Origin of the sequence: Cognatilysobacter xinjiangensis (genome assembly GCF_014651995.1) — a bacterium.
GTDB lineage: Bacteria > Pseudomonadota > Gammaproteobacteria > Xanthomonadales > Xanthomonadaceae > Cognatilysobacter > Cognatilysobacter xinjiangensis.
Genome location: NZ_BMXY01000002.1, coordinates 265739 through 280096 on the forward strand (window position 1 = coordinate 265739; position 14358 = coordinate 280096).

The following is a 14358-nucleotide window of genomic DNA, read 5'->3' on the forward strand; positions in this document are numbered from 1 at the left end:
AGGGCGGCACGCGGCCGCCCTTTTTTCGTGCGACGTCGGGCTCAGGTCGCCAGCAGCGGCACCAGCAGCAGCGCCACGATGTTGATGATCTTGATCAGCGGATTGATCGCCGGGCCGGCCGTATCCTTGTACGGATCGCCGACGGTGTCGCCGGTGACCGCCGCCTTGTGCGCCTCGCTGCCCTTGCCGCCGTGGTGGCCGTCCTCGATGTACTTCTTGGCGTTGTCCCAGGCGCCGCCGCCGGTGGTCATGGAGATCGCCACGAACAGGCCGGTCACGATGGTGCCGATCAGCAGGCCGCCCAGCGCCTTCGGCCCCAGCAGCAGGCCGACCACGATCGGCACGGCCACGGGCAGCAGCGACGGGATGATCATTTCCTTGATCGCCGACTTCGTCAGCATGTCGACCGCGCGGTCGTACTGCGGCTTGCCGGTGCCCTGCATGATCCCGGGGATCTCGCGGAACTGCCGCCGCACTTCCTCGACCACCGCGCCCGCCGCGCGGCCGACGGCTTCCATCGCCATCGCGCCGAACAGGTAGGGGATCAGGCCGCCGATCAGCAGGCCGATGATCACGTAGTGGTCGGAGAGGTCGAAGGTCGTCACCGCCGACACGGTGCCGGCGGCGGTCGCGCGGAGCTGGTTGGCCACGTCGAGGTTGTGCGTGTAGTCGGCGAACAGCACCAGCGCCGCCAGCGCGGCCGAGCCGATCGCGTAACCCTTCGTCACCGCCTTGGTGGTGTTGCCGACCGCGTCGAGCGGATCGGTGACCGCGCGCACCTCGGGCGGCAGCTCGGCCATCTCGGCGATGCCACCCGCGTTGTCGGTGATCGGGCCGTAGGCGTCGAGCGCGACGATCATGCCGGCCATCGACAGCATCGACGTCGCCGCGATCGCGATGCCGTACAGCCCGCCGAAGTGGTACGCCGCCCAGATCGCGATGCAGACCGCCACCACCGGCATGGCGGTCGACTTCATCGACACGCCGAGCCCCGCGATGATGTTCGTGCCGTGGCCGGTGGTGGATGCCTGCGCGACGTGCCGCACCGGCTTGTACTGCGTGCCGGTGTAGTACTCGGTGATCCAGACGATCGCGCCGGTGAGCGCCAGGCCGATCAGCGCGCACCAGTAGAGGCTCATCGCGCCGTACTTCGAATCACCCATCAATTGCTGCGTCACGAAGAAGAACGCGACCGCGGCCAGCAGCGCCGACACGATCACGCCCCGGTAGAGCGCGCCCATGATCGAGCCGCCATTGCCGACCTTGACCACGAAGGTGCCGAGGATCGACGCGATGATCGACACGCCGCCCAGCACCAGCGGGTAGAGCACCGCATTCGGGCCGGCCTCCGCCGCGACCAGGCCGCCGAGCAGCATCGTCGCGATGATGGTGACGGCGTAGGTCTCGAACAGGTCGGCCGCCATGCCGGCGCAGTCGCCGACGTTGTCGCCCACGTTGTCGGCGATGACCGCCGGATTGCGCGGATCGTCCTCGGGAATGCCGGCTTCGACCTTGCCGACGAGGTCCGCACCCACGTCGGCGCCCTTGGTGAAGATGCCGCCGCCCAGTCGGGCGAAGATCGAGATCAGCGACGAGCCGAACGCGAGGCCGACCAGCGCGTGCAGCGCCTGCTCCTCGCTGTAGCCCATGTGCAGGTGCAGGATCGCGTAGTAGCCGGCGACGCCGAGCAGGCCGAGCCCGACCACCAGCATGCCGGTGATCGCGCCGCCCTTGAACGCGACGTTCATCGCCGGGCCCATGCCGCGTCGCGCGGCCTCGGCGGTGCGCACGTTGGCGCGCACCGAGACGTTCATGCCGATGTAGCCGGCGGCGCCCGACAGCACCGCGCCGACGAGGAAGCCGATCGCCGTCGGCCAGTTGAGGAAGATGCCGATGAGCACGAGCAGCACGGCGCCCGCGATCGCGATCGTCGTGTACTGGCGGTTGAGGTAGGCCCGCGCGCCTTCCTGGATCGCGCCGGCGATCTGCTGCATGCGCTCGTTGCCGGCGGGCTGCGCTGTGATCCATCGCGCCGAGATGATCCCGTAGAGGATCGCTATGACGGCGCAGACCACCGCCAGCGTCAAACCGTGTTGCTCCAGCATGAACCCCTCCCCATGCGAAAAGTGGACATCGGAAAAACGGTATTCGAGAGCCTCGGCGGCCTTCGCCGCGCGGACCGACCGACTATGGCATGCAGGCCGCCGCCGGTAATGCTGCGCTGCGGGGCATTGCGGTGAAAACGCGGTTCAGTGCCCGCGTGCGAGGCTCGCCGCGACCTCGAGGAGATCCGTCATGCGACCCATCGCAGTTGTTTCAGCGCTCGCACTCACGGCCGGCACCGCGCTCGCGGCCACCCCCGAGATCAAGCGCGACGTCGGCGCGCCGCAGGCCAACGGCGTCGTGCATCTGGTGCGTGGCCTGCCCGAGGCCTGCGCATGGATCCAGGGCAGCTTCACCGGCGACGCGGCCGCGCCGTATCGCATCGCGCCAGCACGCACGAGCCCGAACTGCCAGGCCCGCGCGCGCCTGGTCGACGCCGCGAAGGTGCAGCCTTCCGAGGCGAAGGGCTGGACGCTCAACGACGTGGTGCGCATCCCGTCGAAGGACTGCGCGGGGCTGCAGGCGGTGGTCGAGATCTGGCGCAAGCCGTCGACCGCGCAGCCGATCGGGCTCGACGCGCAGGGCCGCGCGCGCGTCTACCTGCAGGACGCCAAGGCCAATGCGTCGAAAGCACCCGCGCCGCCCGCGTACGCCGCGCGGATGCGTACGGAAGGAAAGGTCTGTCGCTGACGCGCGGTCGCGGCGACAGGTCGCGCGTCAGACCTCGAAAGGCGGCAGGCGCGTGGGCACGGTGGCGAGGCGCGGCTGCACGTAGCGCGGTAGCCCATCGCGGCCGTAGCGCGGCGGCGCCTCGGCGCGGATCAGCGGTTGCAGATAGCGACGGGCCGCCTCGGTGATGCCGTAGCCGTCCTCGCGAATGAAATCGTCCGGCATGGTGCGTTCGTGGTTGGCGATGTCGGCCAGCGGCGCGGGCTCGACGGTCCAGCGATAGGGGCGGTCGTTCTTGCGCACGATCACCGGCATCACCGCATTGCGGCCCTTCACGGCGTAGTCCACCGCGGCATGGCCGACGGCGACGGCCTGCTCCAGGTCGGTCGCCGAGGCGAGGTGGCGTGCCGAGCGCTGCAGGTAGTCGGGCAGCGTCCAGTGCACCTTGTAGCCAAGCGCGTCCTTGACCCGCCCGGCCAGGTACGAGGCGACGCCGCCGAGCTGCGTGTGCCCGAACGCGTCCTTGCCGCCGCCGGCGTCGGCCACGAACGCGCCGTCCGCGGTGCGGATGCCCTCGCTGGCCACCACCACGCAGTAGCCCACGCGCTCGACCGTCTCGCGCACCTTGGCGAAGAACGCGGCCTCGTCGAAGGCGCGCTCGGGGAACAGGATGATGTGCGGCGCGTCGTCGGCGCCTTCGCCGGCCAGCCCTGCCGCGGCGGCGAGCCAGCCCGCGTGGCGGCCCATCGCCTCGTACACGAAGACCTTGGTCGAGGTCTCGGCCATCGCGGCGACGTCGAGCGCCGCCTCGCGCACCGACACGGCGGTGTACTTCGCCGCCGAGCCGAAGCCGGGGCAGGTGTCCGTCACGGCCAGATCGTTGTCGACCGTCTTGGGCACGCCGACGCAGGTCAGCGGATAGCCGAACTCCTCGGCGATGCGCGAGACCTTGAGCGCGGTGTCGGCCGAGTCGTTGCCGCCGTTGTAGAGGAACCAGCGCACGTCGTGGGCACGCAGCACCTCGATGAGGCGCTCGTAGCGGGCGCGGTCGGCCTCCAGCGAACCCAGCTTGAAGCGGCAGGAGCCGAAGGCGCCGCCCGGCGTCTGGCCCAGCCGTTTGACCGTGGAGGCGGGCAGGGGCGTGGTATCGATCAGTTCCTCGCGCAGCACGCCGAGGATGCCGTTGCGGCCGGCGAGCACGCGCAACCCATGGCGCCGGGCGCGCTCGATGACGGCGGCGGCGGTGGCATTGATGACGGCGGTGACGCCGCCCGACTGGGCGTAAAGCAGGGTTCCGGCGGCCATGGGCATTCCAGGATTCGGGACGGTATGCGGTAAGCTGCGCCCATCATGACGGCATCGGCGGCGCCCGGCGTGGAGCGCCCGACAACGTGCCGGCTTTTTGCATCAGGAGCGACGAATGCGATTGGTACTTCTGGGGGCCCCGGGCTCGGGCAAGGGCACGCAGGCCGCGAGGCTGAAGGAGCACCTGCAGGTACCGCACATCTCGACCGGCGACCTGCTGCGCGCCGAAGTCGCCGCCGGCAGCCCGCTGGGCCTCGAAGCCAAGGCCGTGATGGCGCGCGGCGAGCTGGTCAGCGACGCGATCCTGCTGGGCATGCTGGAAGAGCGCTTCTCGCGCCCCGACACCCGCAACGGTTTCATCCTCGACGGCTACCCGCGCAACCTCGCGCAGGCCGACGCGATGGGCACGCTGCTCGAGCGCATCGGCCAGCCGATGGACCATGCCGTCTGCCTCGAAGTGCCGACCGAGCTGCTGGTCGAGCGCATCGCCGGCCGCGCCAAGGCCGAAGGCCGTGAGGACGACACACCGGAGTCCGTGCGCAAGCGACTGCAGATCTATAACGACTCGACCGCGCCGGTCGTCGACTACTACCGCCAGCACGGCCAGCTCAAGCGGGTCGATGGCGTCGGCTCGCTGGACGAGGTGTTCAGCCGCATCCTCGACGCCATCGCGCCGGTCAAGGAAGTCCAGTAAGGCCCGGCCGGCCTGCGGGCCGGCCCGACGCGCGCTCGACCGCGGGCACCGGAAACTCGCGGCGATTCCCACTCGACCGCCGGCCGCCGGCGCGTCCCCGCCCGGAGCTCCGTCCCGTGAAACTCCACATCCTCGGCATCGCCGGCACCTTCATGGGCGGCGTCGCGGCGCTCGCGCGCGAGCTCGGCCACGACGTCCAAGGCAGCGACCAGGCGATCTACCCGCCGATGTCGACCCAGCTCGAGCAGCTCGGCATCAACCTCGGCCACGGCTACTCGCCCGAGTGGATCGACGCCGACTGCGACCAGGTGGTGATCGGCAACGCGCTCTCGCGAGGCAACACGGCCGTCGAGCACGTGCTCGACGCGCAGATGGATTACACCTCCGGCGCGCAGTGGCTGGCCGAGAACGTGCTGCCCGGCCGCGAAACGCTCGCCGTCGCCGGTACGCACGGCAAGACCACCACGACCTCGATCCTCGCGTTCCTGCTCGAAGCGGCGCACCGCGACCCGGGCTTCCTGATCGGCGGCGTGGCGGAGAACTTCGGCGTCTCGGCACGCATCGGAACCGGCCGGGAATTCGTCGTCGAGGCCGACGAGTACGACACCGCGTTCTTCGACAAGCGCAGCAAGTTCGTGCACTACCGGCCGACGGTCGCGATCCTCAACAACCTCGAGTACGACCACGCCGACATCTTCCCCGACATCCAGGCGATCCAGCGCCAGTTCCACCACCTGGTGCGAACGGTGCCGCGCCGCGGCCGGCTGATCGTCAACGGCGAGGATCCGCGCATCGCGGAAGTGCTGCAGATGGGCTGCTGGACGCCGGTGGAGACGTTCGGCCTCGCCGATGCCGACGTCAACGCGAAACCCTTCGACTGGACCGCGCACCTGGTCGAGCCCGACGGCTCGAAGTTCGCGGTGATGCATCGCGGGCAGGAGCTCGGCGTGGTCGAGTGGACGCTGCTCGGCCGCCACAACGTGATGAACGCGCTTGCCGCGCTGGCGGCAGTGCATGCGGTGGGCGTGGAGCCTCGCAAGGTCATCCCGTCGCTGCTGCGCTTCCGCAGCGTGAAGCGGCGCATGGAAGTCGTCGGCATCGTCGGCGACGTCGCGATCTACGACGACTTCGCGCACCACCCGACGGCGATCGAGACCACGCTGGAAGGCCTGCGCAGCAAGGTCGGCGATGCGCGCATCGCGGTGGCGATGGAGCCGCGCAGCAACTCGATGCGCCTGGGCGCGCATTCCGAGGCGCTGGCGCCGTCGCTGGCGCAGGCCGACGTCGTGGTGTTCCTGCATCGCCCGGAACTTCCGTGGGACGCGACGCAGGTGGTGGGTGCGCTGCGCGGCGAGGGCCTGACGGTGGCCGATGTCGACACGCTGGTGCGCGAGCTGCGCGCCCGCGTGCGCGCCGGCGACCACGTCGTGTTCATGTCCAACGGCGGCTTCGACGGCGCGCCGCGTCGTTTTCTCGAGCTGATGCAGGCCGAGGGCGTGGTGCCCGCCAACCCCTGACCGGGGCGGTAGGTCTTCAGCGCGTGCCGCGGGGCGCGTTCTCCGGAATCGCGATGCGCATGACGTCGAGCCCCGAGGGCTCGGCGGTGTCGATGCGCGAGGGCAACACGCCCAGCGCCTCGAACGCCGGTTGCGAGTCGGCCGCCACGAACGGCTGGGGTCGCCACAGCACGAAAGCGTCGAACGGGCGCACCAGCACCAGCCGGTGCATCGTGCCGACCCACAGCGGTCGGCCGTCGCCCAGCACCGCGGGCGCACGCCAGAAACGCGCGACGAAGCGTTCGTCGAAGCGCGCGCCGTCGTGGACCATCAGCAGCACTTCCGGCTGCGCGTCCAGGCTTGCCGGCAGTACGGGCTGACGCTCCACCGGCAGGTCGTCGTCGAGCAGGCCCAGCACGCCCTGCCAGTCGGCCTGCGGCTGCACCTTCCAGCCGCGCGACGCCAGCGCCCGCTGCACCGGCGCGAGATCGCCCGCCACCTGCACGTTGAGCGGCCAGCGCCCGTGCGCGGCGTGCTCGTCGCGCATCGCCGGCAGGCGTCGCCAGTCGCCGGTCCACCAGGCCTCGGCGTCCAGAACCAGCGACGCCGCGGGCGGCGAGAATCGCGCCAGCATCGGCGCCGACGCGCGCGGCGCATGCCAGAGCGCGGCCACCACCAGCGTCACGTAGAAGAGGGTGGCCAGCGGGCGCATCCAGAACGAGCGCGCGACGTGGCGGCGATAAGCCAGGCCCAGCACCAGCAGCCAGCCGATGCCGAACAGCGTGCCGCCGACGATGTCGCTGACCCAGTGCGCGCCGAAATACAGCCGCGCGAAGCCGACCAGCGTCGTCAGCACGCCCGCGAGCAGGTAAGGCCAGACGCGCCGGCGGCCGGGCAGCTCACGTGCGATCAGCACCGCGAAGAAGCCCAGCACGACCGTCATCATCGTCACCGCCACCGACGGGAAGCCGAAGCCCGGCGGCGCGGTGGGCGGGCGCGGCATCGTGATCACGGCCTCCAGCATCGCTGTGAGCGCAAGCCCGAACACGACGGCCGCGAGCCAGTGCGCCGCGGCCATCCAGCGCCGCCGCCACAGCAGGTAGGCCAGCGCGACGAGTACCGCCGGGCCGAGCACCTGTGCGTCGCCGAGGCTGGCGAGCGCGGCCATCAGCCGGTCGGCCAGCGGGTTGCGGAGGGCCATCATGATCTCGTGGACGCTGTAGTCCAGGCCGAGCGGGCCGCCGTTGGCCAGCAGCAGCGCGAGCAGCGAGAACCAGATCCAGCTGATGCCCAGCAGGCAGGCGGCGAGCATCAGCAGCGAAGCGGACTCGGGACGGTTCGGGTCCACCAGCGCCACCGCGTAGCGCCCCAGCCGCGGATGCAGGCGCGACCACGACAATACCCGCGCGAGCAGGCTGTCGGCGTGGTCGGCGAACCAGCGCCAGGTGTAGAGGACCACCGCCCAGGCCGTCGCGACCGCGACCAGCAACCCGCCCAGCACCAGCGCGAGGCGGTCGGCCACCGCGGCCACGGCCTCGTAGGACGCACCCAGCAGCCAGCCCGGCGCGAGGAACGACGCCGCCCAGATCAGGCAGGCGATCGCGCTCGGCACCAGGTAGCGCAGCGCGGGGATGTCGAGCATCCCCGCGATCGCCGGCACGAACGGCCGCAGGGCGCCCACGAAGCGGGCGATGAAGATGCTCTTGGTGCCGTGGCGGCGGAACATCGCCTCGCCGCGGTCGAGCCACTGCGGGTAGCGCGCGAACGGCCCGCGCTGGCGCAACTGCGGCCCCCAGCGGCGGCCGATCCAGTAGCTCATGCCGTCGCCGACGAACGCGCCCAGCGCCGCGCTCGCGATGGCGTACGGCCCATTGAGATGCCCGAGGCCGATCAGCGTGCCGACCGCGAACAGCAGCGGCAGTGCGGGCACCACGATGCCGAGGACGATCACGGCATCGCAGAAGGCGACGAGGAAGATCAGGGCGCCGGCCGCGACCGGATGTGCGCTGATCCAGGCGGTGGTGGTGTCGAGCCAGGAAGACGTCATCGGCCCGATTATCGCCAGTCGCCACCGTACGGGAAGCCGGCAGCGTGATGGCGACCCGTAAACTCGCGTCGATGGACTCCGTTTCCGCCGCACCCGATCCGGTCGAGATCGCCGCCCTCAAGGCCGACAGCTTCGGCCGCATCGCCCTGATGCGGCAGGGCGAGCGCACGTTCGTGCGTCGCGATCTCGCCCACGTGCCGCTCTGGCTGCGCCTGCCCGCGTGGTGGCTCGCGCGGCGCGAGGCGCGCGGGCTCGAGGCCGTCGCGGGGCTCGACGCGGTGCCGCAGCTGCTGCGCTGGGACGGCCGCCGGCTCGATCGCAGCTACATGAGCGGCGCAGCCATGTACCAGCGCCCGCCGCGCGGCGATCGTGCGTATTTCCGCGACGCCCGGCGCCTGCTGCAGCGGCTGCACCGCCGCGGCCTCGCGCACAACGACCTGGCGAAGGAAGCCAACTGGCTGGTGCTCGACGACGGCCGCCCCGCGATCATCGACTTCCAGCTGGCCAGCCGCGGTGCTCCGCGCTCGGGCTGGATCCGGCTGCTGGCGCGCGAGGACCTGCGCCATCTGCTCAAGCACAAGCGCACCTATTGCCCCGAGGCGCTTACGCCGGTCGAGCGTCGCCTGCTCAGGCGCCGCTCCTGGGTGCGCGAACTCTGGTTCGCGACCGGCAAGCACGCCTACCGCTTCGTCACCCGGCGCCTCCTGAAGTGGGAGGACAACGAAGGCCAGGGCCCGAAGCCCTAGCCGCGGGTTCGCGCGGGGCGCCGCCGCGGCTACGCTGTCGCGCTTTCCGTTCCTGCAGGGCATCGCCATGACCCTTTCCGGCAAGACCGTCGTCATTACCGGCGCCTCCCGCGGCATCGGCCGTGCGATCGCGCTACGCGCCGCGGCCGACGGTGCCAACGTCGCCATCCTCGCCAAGTCGGGCGTGCCCAATCCGAAGCTGCCGGGCACCATCCACACGGTCGCCGAGGAGGTCCGCCTGGGCGGCGGCAACCCGCTCGCCCTGCAGTGCGACATCCGCGAGGAGGAGCAGGTGCGTGCCGCGGTCGCGGCCACGGTGGACGCGTTCGGCGGCATCGACATCCTCGTCAACAACGCCAGCGCGATCTGGCTGCGCGGCGCGCTCGACACGCCGATGAAGCGTTTCGACCTGATGCAGCAGGTCAACGCGCGCGGCACCTTCCTCGTCACCCAGGCCTGTCTGCCGCACCTGCTCGAAGCGCCGAACCCGCACGTGCTCACCCTCGCGCCGCCGCCGAGCCTCGATCCGAAATGGTGGGGCGCGCATACCGGCTACACGCTGGCGAAGATGGGCATGAGCCTGGTGACGCTCGGCCTCGCCGCCGAGTTCCGCGAGCGTGGCGTCGCCATCAACGCGCTGTGGCCGCGCACCGTGATCGCGACGGACGCGATCAACATGATTCCCGGCGTCGACCCGGCGATGTGCCGCCGCCCGGAAATCGTCGCCGACGCCGCGCATGCCGTGCTGGTGCGTTCCGCGCGCGAGCGCACCGGCGCCTTCCTGATCGACGAGGATGTGCTGCGCGAAGCCGGTGTCACCGACTTCGAACGCTATGCGGTCGATCCTTCGCGACCGCTGCTGCCCGACCTGTTTCTCTGAGGTGAATCCATGAAATACCTGCACGCGATGGTGCGCGTCCGCGACCTCGATGCTTCCCTGCGCTTCTGGTGCGAAGGCCTCGGCCTCGTCGAGAACCGCCGCCGCGACTATCCGCAGGGCCGCTTCACGCTGGTCTACCTCGGCGCGCCCGAGAACCCGGAGTCCGAGGTCGAGCTGACCTGGAACTACGACGACGAGGACTACGGCACGGCGCGCAACTTCGGCCATCTCGCGTTCGAGGTCGACGACATCTACGCCAGCTGCGAACGCCTGATGTCGATGGGCTACACGATCAACCGCCCGCCGCGCGACGGCCATATGGCCTTCGTGCGCTCGCCCGACCTGATCTCGGTGGAGCTGCTGCAGAAGGGCCAGCCGCTGGCGCCGCAGGAACCCTGGGCCTCGATGGCGAATACGGGCGTCTGGTAACACGCCTGCTGCCACATCCCGGCCGGTCGACCACGCGCCCGCGGCGAAATCCGCGGGCGCTTCGCGTTTCACCTCGCTGCGGTACCGGCGACGCGATGTCGGACGTCCCCATCCCGATGTCGTGATGCCGTCCGGCGTGCCGAAGGACGCGATGCCCGACAATACGCGTCGGCCGCTTCCGGCCGCCGCCACCGAAACGATGACCACCAACGACCTGTTCGCGCTGTCCGAGCGCTATTACGTCCCCGTCTACCGTCCGCGCCGGATCGTGCTCGACCACGGCCGCGGCGCCCGCGTGTGGGATCGCGACGGTCGCGAGTACGTCGATTTCGGTGCGGGCATCGCGGTCAACGCGCTGGGCCACGCGCATCCGGCGCTGATCGAGGCACTCACCGCGCAGGCCGGCAAGCTCTGGCACACCAGCAACGTGTTCGTCTCCGAGCCGCCGCTGCGGCTGGCCGAAGCGCTGGTCGAAGCCTCCGGTTTCGCCACGCGCGTGTTCCTGTGCAATTCGGGCACCGAGGCCAACGAAGCCGCGATCAAGCTCGCGCGCCGCTGGGCCGCCGCGCAGGGCCGCGAACCCGGCCGCCGCACCATCCTCACCTTTGAAGGCAGCTTTCACGGCCGCACGCTGGCGTCCGTCACCGCAACCGCGCAGCCGAAGTACCACGAGGGTTTCGAGCCGCTACCGCCGGGCTTCCGCTACGCGCGCTTCAACGGCGTCGCGGCGGCCGAGGCCGCAATGGCGGCGGGCGACGTCTGCGCCGTGCTGGTCGAGCCCGTGCAGGGCGAGGGCGGCGTCACTCCGGCGACGCCGGAATTCCTCGCCGCGCTGCGTGATCTCTGTGATCGCCACGGCGCGCTGCTGATGTTCGACGAGATCCAGTGCGGCATGGGCCGCACCGGCAGCCTGTTCGCCTGGCAGGACAGTGGCGTACGGCCCGACGTGGTCACGCTGGCGAAGGCGCTGGGCAGCGGTTTCCCGGTCGGCGCGATGCTGGTCGGCGACGCCGCGGCCGACACGCTGCAGTTCGGCGCCCACGGCACCACCTTCGGCGGCAATCCGCTGGCCGCCGCCGTCGCGCTCGCCGCGCTGCGGGAGCTGTCCTCGCCGGACCTGCTCGGCAATGTCGAGCGGCAGGCCGCAGCGATCCGCGCGGCGCTGGACGAATGCGACCGCGAGTTCGGCCTGTTCGCCGAGATCCGCGGACGCGGGCTGATGATCGGTGCGCAGTTGCGGCCGGAATACGCGGGCCGGGCCGCCGAGATCCTCGACCGCTGCGTCGAGCACGGCCTGCTGTTGCTGCAGGCGGGCCCCGACGTGCTGCGCTTCGTGCCCTCGCTCAACATCGATGACGTGGACGTCGCCGACGGCCTCGCGCGACTGCGCGCCGCGCTCGCCGACTTCGCCGGTGCTCAGCCGAGCCCGTAAGCGGCGAGCACGTTCCCCAGCACCTCCGGGCCGGCGACGTGCGCCGCCTGCAGGCCCGCGCGGCGTGCGCCCTCGACGTTGGCGCGCGAATCATCGAGAACCAACGTCGCCTGCGGCGCATGCCCGAGCATCGCCACGGCGGCGCGGAACACCTGCGGATCGGGCTTGCGCGCACCCAGTTGCGCGCTCGCCAGCAGGCGGCCCTCGAAACACGTGGCCAGCGACGGCAACAGCGCCGGCAGCGCATCGACCAGCAACCCGCCGTTGTTGGTCAGCACCGCCACCTCGCAGCGCGCGGCGACCGCCTCGACCTGTGTGACGGTACGCGGATCCAGCCGCATCGCCGCGCGACGGGCCGCGCACCACGCGGCGTGGTCGACGCGCCGTCCGAACGGCGCACCGATCGCATCCAGATACGCCTGCCCGTCGATCTCGCCGGCATCGAAACGGTCCTCGAGCCCGCTGTCGAACAGAGCCGCATGCAGGCTGGCCGCGTCGACGTCGACCGCCGCGGCCAGATGCGCCACGCGCGTGGCGCGGTCGTAGTCGACGAGTACGCCGTCGAGGTCGAACAGCACCAGCGACGGCGTCGTGCTCACAGCGTCGCGAACGCCTCGCGCGCCGCCGCCAGCGTGTGCGCGATCTCCGCTTCGCCGTGCGCGCTGGACATGAAGCCGGCCTCGAAGGCCGACGGCGCGAGGTAGACGCCGCGTTCGAGCATGGCGTGGAAGAAGCGGTTGAAGCGCGCGGTATCCGACGCCTTCGCGTCCTCGAACGTCTCCACCGGCCCCTCGCGGAAGTACAGGCCGAACATGCCCGGCGCGCGCGTGGTGTGGAAGGCGACGCCGGCCTCGCGTGCCGCCGCTTCGAGCCCGTCGCACAGGACGTGCGTGGCGCGCTCGAGCGCGTCGTGGAAGCCCGGCTGCTCGATGAGCGCCAGCGTCGCGAGGCCGGCAGCCATCGCCACCGGGTTTCCGCTCAGCGTGCCGGCCTGGTAAATCGGGCCGGCCGGCGCGATCTGCTGCATGAGATCGCGACGCCCGCCGTACGCGCCCACCGGCATGCCGCCGCCGATGATCTTGCCGAAGGTCGACAGGTCCGGCGTGATTCCGTAGCGCTGCTGCGCGCCGCCGAGCGCGACTCGGAAGCCCGTCATCACCTCGTCGAAGATCAGCAGCGCGCCATGCTTCGTGCACAGCGCGCGCAGGTGCTGCAGGTAGCCCTCGCGCGGCAGGATGCAGTTCGCATTGCCGACGATGGGCTCGATGATCAGGCCGGCGATGTCGTCGCCCATCTCCTCGAACAGCGCGGTCGCCGCGTTGAAGTCGTTGTAGGGCAGGGTGAGCGTCAGGTCGGCCAGCGCCGATGGCACGCCCGGCGAATTCGGCAGGCCCAGCGTCATGACGCCGCTGCCGGCTTTCACCAGGAAACTGTCGCCATGGCCGTGGTAGCAGCCTTCGAACTTGACGATGCGGGTGCGGCCCGTCGCGCCGCGTGCCAGGCGGATGGCCGACAGCGTGGCCTCGGTGCCCGAGTTCACCATGCGCACCATCTCGCAGCTCGGCACGATGCGGGTGATCGCTTCGGCCATCTCGACCTCCAGCGCATTCGGCACGCCGAAGCTCAGCCCGTCTCGCATGACCCGCTCGACGGCGGACAGCACTTCGGGGCGCGCGTGCCCGGCGATCATCGGACCCCACGAGCCCACGTAGTCGACATAGCGATTGCCGTCGACGTCGTACAGATAGGCGCCCTCCGCGCGCTGCGCGAAGAACGGCGTGCCGCCGACGGAACGGAACGCTCGCACCGGCGAATTGACGCCGCCGGGCAGCAGCTCGGACGCGCGCGCGAACAGGCGCTCGGACGTGGTGTGGTTCATCGATGCGTTTCCTCGAAACAGGCGATGTAAGCGCGCGCGGCCGCCTGCGGGTCCGGCGCGTCGAAAAGGCCGCCGATCACGGCGACGAGGTCCGCGCCCGCTTCGATCAGCGGGCGCGCATTGGAGGGCGTGATGCCGCCGATGGCGACGCGCGGCAGCGCCAGCGCCGCGGCTTCGCGCAGCAGGGACGGTTGGGCGCGCCGCGCGCCGGGCTTGGTGCCGGACAAATGGAACGCGCCGAATGCGATGTAGCTCGCACCGTCATCGGCGGCACGCCGCGCGCGCTCGATCGAGTCGTAGCACGACGCGCCGAGGATCATCTCCGTACCCACGGCATGTCGCGCCTCGCGCAGGTCGCCGTCGTCGCCACCGAGGTGTGCGCCGTCGGCATCGAGCTCCGCGGCGAGTCGCCAGTCGTCGTTGACGATGAGCGGCACGCCATGCTCGCGACACAGCGGCAGCAGCGCCGCGGCCTGTTCGCGCCGCAGCGCAGGATCCGCGAGCTTGTTCCGGTACTGCAGCAGCGCGGGCGCGAGGCCAAGCACGGGCGTGACGCGCGCGAGCAGCCGCTCCGTCGACGTTTCGTCGGGCGTGATCACATAGAGGCCGCGTCGGGGCCACAACGTCGGATGAAGGGACATGCTTTCCGCGGGAAAGGGCCGATGGGACAATGCAGGC

13 protein-coding genes are annotated in these 14358 nt (G+C 70.9%); 7 read left to right on the forward strand and 6 right to left on the reverse strand.

The annotated features are described in order from the left end of the window. Window positions 1–41: 41 nt before the first annotated feature. On the reverse strand, window positions 42–2105 hold the full coding sequence (locus IE066_RS09730) for a sodium-translocating pyrophosphatase (protein WP_189449331.1): 2064 nt from the start codon (window positions 2103–2105) through the stop codon (window positions 42–44). A gap of 190 nt (window positions 2106–2295) precedes the next feature. Between IE066_RS09730 and IE066_RS09735 the strand changes: the two genes are divergently transcribed. Further along, window positions 2296–2793 (forward strand): hypothetical protein, encoded by a 498-nt coding sequence (locus IE066_RS09735; protein ID WP_189449334.1) that lies wholly within the window; start codon window positions 2296–2298, stop codon window positions 2791–2793. Window positions 2794–2820: 27 nt separating this feature from the next. Here the strand turns inward: IE066_RS09735 and IE066_RS09740 are convergent, their stop codons facing one another. Beyond that, window positions 2821–4077 (reverse strand): 6-phosphofructokinase, encoded by a 1257-nt coding sequence (locus tag IE066_RS09740; RefSeq protein ID WP_189449336.1) that lies wholly within the window; start codon window positions 4075–4077, stop codon window positions 2821–2823. Between the two features lie 115 nt (window positions 4078–4192). On the opposite strand from IE066_RS09740, the gene IE066_RS09745 reads away from it, so the two are divergent. Then, entirely contained in the window at window positions 4193–4771 is a 579-nt protein-coding gene (locus tag IE066_RS09745) for an adenylate kinase (protein ID WP_189449338.1), read from the forward strand. Between the two features lie 116 nt (window positions 4772–4887). Then, window positions 4888–6288, forward strand: coding sequence for a UDP-N-acetylmuramate:L-alanyl-gamma-D-glutamyl-meso-diaminopimelate ligase (gene mpl / locus IE066_RS09750; protein ID WP_268244881.1), 1401 nt, complete (start codon window positions 4888–4890; stop codon window positions 6286–6288). Between the two features lie 16 nt (window positions 6289–6304). Here mpl and IE066_RS09755 read toward each other — a convergent pair whose 3' ends face one another. Further along, window positions 6305–8314 carry a bifunctional DedA family/phosphatase PAP2 family protein gene (locus IE066_RS09755; RefSeq protein WP_189449342.1) on the reverse strand — a complete coding sequence of 670 codons (2010 nt, stop codon included), beginning with the start codon at window positions 8312–8314 and terminating at the stop codon, window positions 6305–6307. Window positions 8315–8385: 71 nt separating this feature from the next. On the opposite strand from IE066_RS09755, the gene IE066_RS09760 reads away from it, so the two are divergent. From IE066_RS09760 to IE066_RS09775, 4 genes are all read left to right on the forward strand, one after another. Beyond that, window positions 8386–9060 (forward strand): protein kinase family protein, encoded by a 675-nt coding sequence (locus IE066_RS09760; RefSeq protein ID WP_189449705.1) that lies wholly within the window; start codon window positions 8386–8388, stop codon window positions 9058–9060. A 67-nt stretch (window positions 9061–9127) separates the two neighbouring features. Further along, window positions 9128–9940, forward strand: a complete 813-nt coding sequence (locus tag IE066_RS09765; protein ID WP_189449344.1) for an SDR family oxidoreductase — start codon at window positions 9128–9130, stop codon at window positions 9938–9940. A gap of 9 nt (window positions 9941–9949) precedes the next feature. Continuing rightward, the gene (locus IE066_RS09770; RefSeq protein WP_189449346.1) at window positions 9950–10369 is read left to right on the forward strand and encodes a VOC family protein; all 420 of its coding nucleotides are present in this window, start codon (window positions 9950–9952) and stop codon (window positions 10367–10369) included. Between the two features lie 199 nt (window positions 10370–10568). Next, complete coding sequence (locus IE066_RS09775; protein ID WP_189449706.1) at window positions 10569–11801, forward strand: aspartate aminotransferase family protein; 1233 nt, start codon at window positions 10569–10571, stop codon at window positions 11799–11801. On the opposite strand, the gene IE066_RS09780 is transcribed toward IE066_RS09775, so the two are convergent. Genes IE066_RS09780 through thiE form a run of 3 tightly spaced genes read right to left on the reverse strand, consistent with a single transcriptional unit; the run spans window position 11786 to window position 14321 of the window. Next, window positions 11786–12400, reverse strand: a complete 615-nt coding sequence (locus IE066_RS09780; protein WP_229790770.1) for an HAD-IA family hydrolase — start codon at window positions 12398–12400, stop codon at window positions 11786–11788. The genes IE066_RS09775 and IE066_RS09780 overlap by 16 nt on opposite strands. Further along, entirely contained in the window at window positions 12397–13680 is a 1284-nt protein-coding gene (gene hemL, locus IE066_RS09785; RefSeq protein ID WP_189449348.1) for a glutamate-1-semialdehyde 2,1-aminomutase, read from the reverse strand. The genes IE066_RS09780 and hemL overlap by 4 nt, the downstream gene beginning before the upstream one ends. Continuing rightward, window positions 13677–14321 (reverse strand): thiamine phosphate synthase, encoded by a 645-nt coding sequence (gene thiE, locus IE066_RS09790; RefSeq protein WP_189449350.1) that lies wholly within the window; start codon window positions 14319–14321, stop codon window positions 13677–13679. Before thiE ends, hemL begins: the two co-directional genes overlap by 4 nt. Window positions 14322–14358: the final 37 nt, after the last annotated feature.

Excerpts from the sequence above, each read along its gene's own strand:
- IE066_RS09745 (WP_189449338.1), top strand. The coding sequence starts at position 4,193 with ATGCGATTGGTACTTCTGGGGGCCCCGGGCTCGGGCAAGGGCACGCAG.
- IE066_RS09765 (WP_189449344.1), top strand. The coding sequence starts at position 9,128 with ATGACCCTTTCCGGCAAGACCGTCGTCATTACCGGCGCCTCCCGCGGC.
- IE066_RS09740 (WP_189449336.1), bottom strand. The coding sequence starts at position 4,077 with ATGGCCGCCGGAACCCTGCTTTACGCCCAGTCGGGCGGCGTCACCGCC.
- IE066_RS09730 (WP_189449331.1), bottom strand. The coding sequence starts at position 2,105 with ATGCTGGAGCAACACGGTTTGACGCTGGCGGTGGTCTGCGCCGTCATA.
- hemL (WP_189449348.1), bottom strand. The coding sequence starts at position 13,680 with ATGAACCACACCACGTCCGAGCGCCTGTTCGCGCGCGCGTCCGAGCTG.
- IE066_RS09755 (WP_189449342.1), bottom strand. The coding sequence starts at position 8,314 with ATGACGTCTTCCTGGCTCGACACCACCACCGCCTGGATCAGCGCACAT.
- IE066_RS09760 (WP_189449705.1), top strand. The coding sequence starts at position 8,386 with ATGGACTCCGTTTCCGCCGCACCCGATCCGGTCGAGATCGCCGCCCTC.
- thiE (WP_189449350.1), bottom strand. The coding sequence starts at position 14,321 with ATGTCCCTTCATCCGACGTTGTGGCCCCGACGCGGCCTCTATGTGATC.
- IE066_RS09775 (WP_189449706.1), top strand. The coding sequence starts at position 10,569 with ATGACCACCAACGACCTGTTCGCGCTGTCCGAGCGCTATTACGTCCCC.
- IE066_RS09770 (WP_189449346.1), top strand. The coding sequence starts at position 9,950 with ATGAAATACCTGCACGCGATGGTGCGCGTCCGCGACCTCGATGCTTCC.
- IE066_RS09735 (WP_189449334.1), top strand. The coding sequence starts at position 2,296 with ATGCGACCCATCGCAGTTGTTTCAGCGCTCGCACTCACGGCCGGCACC.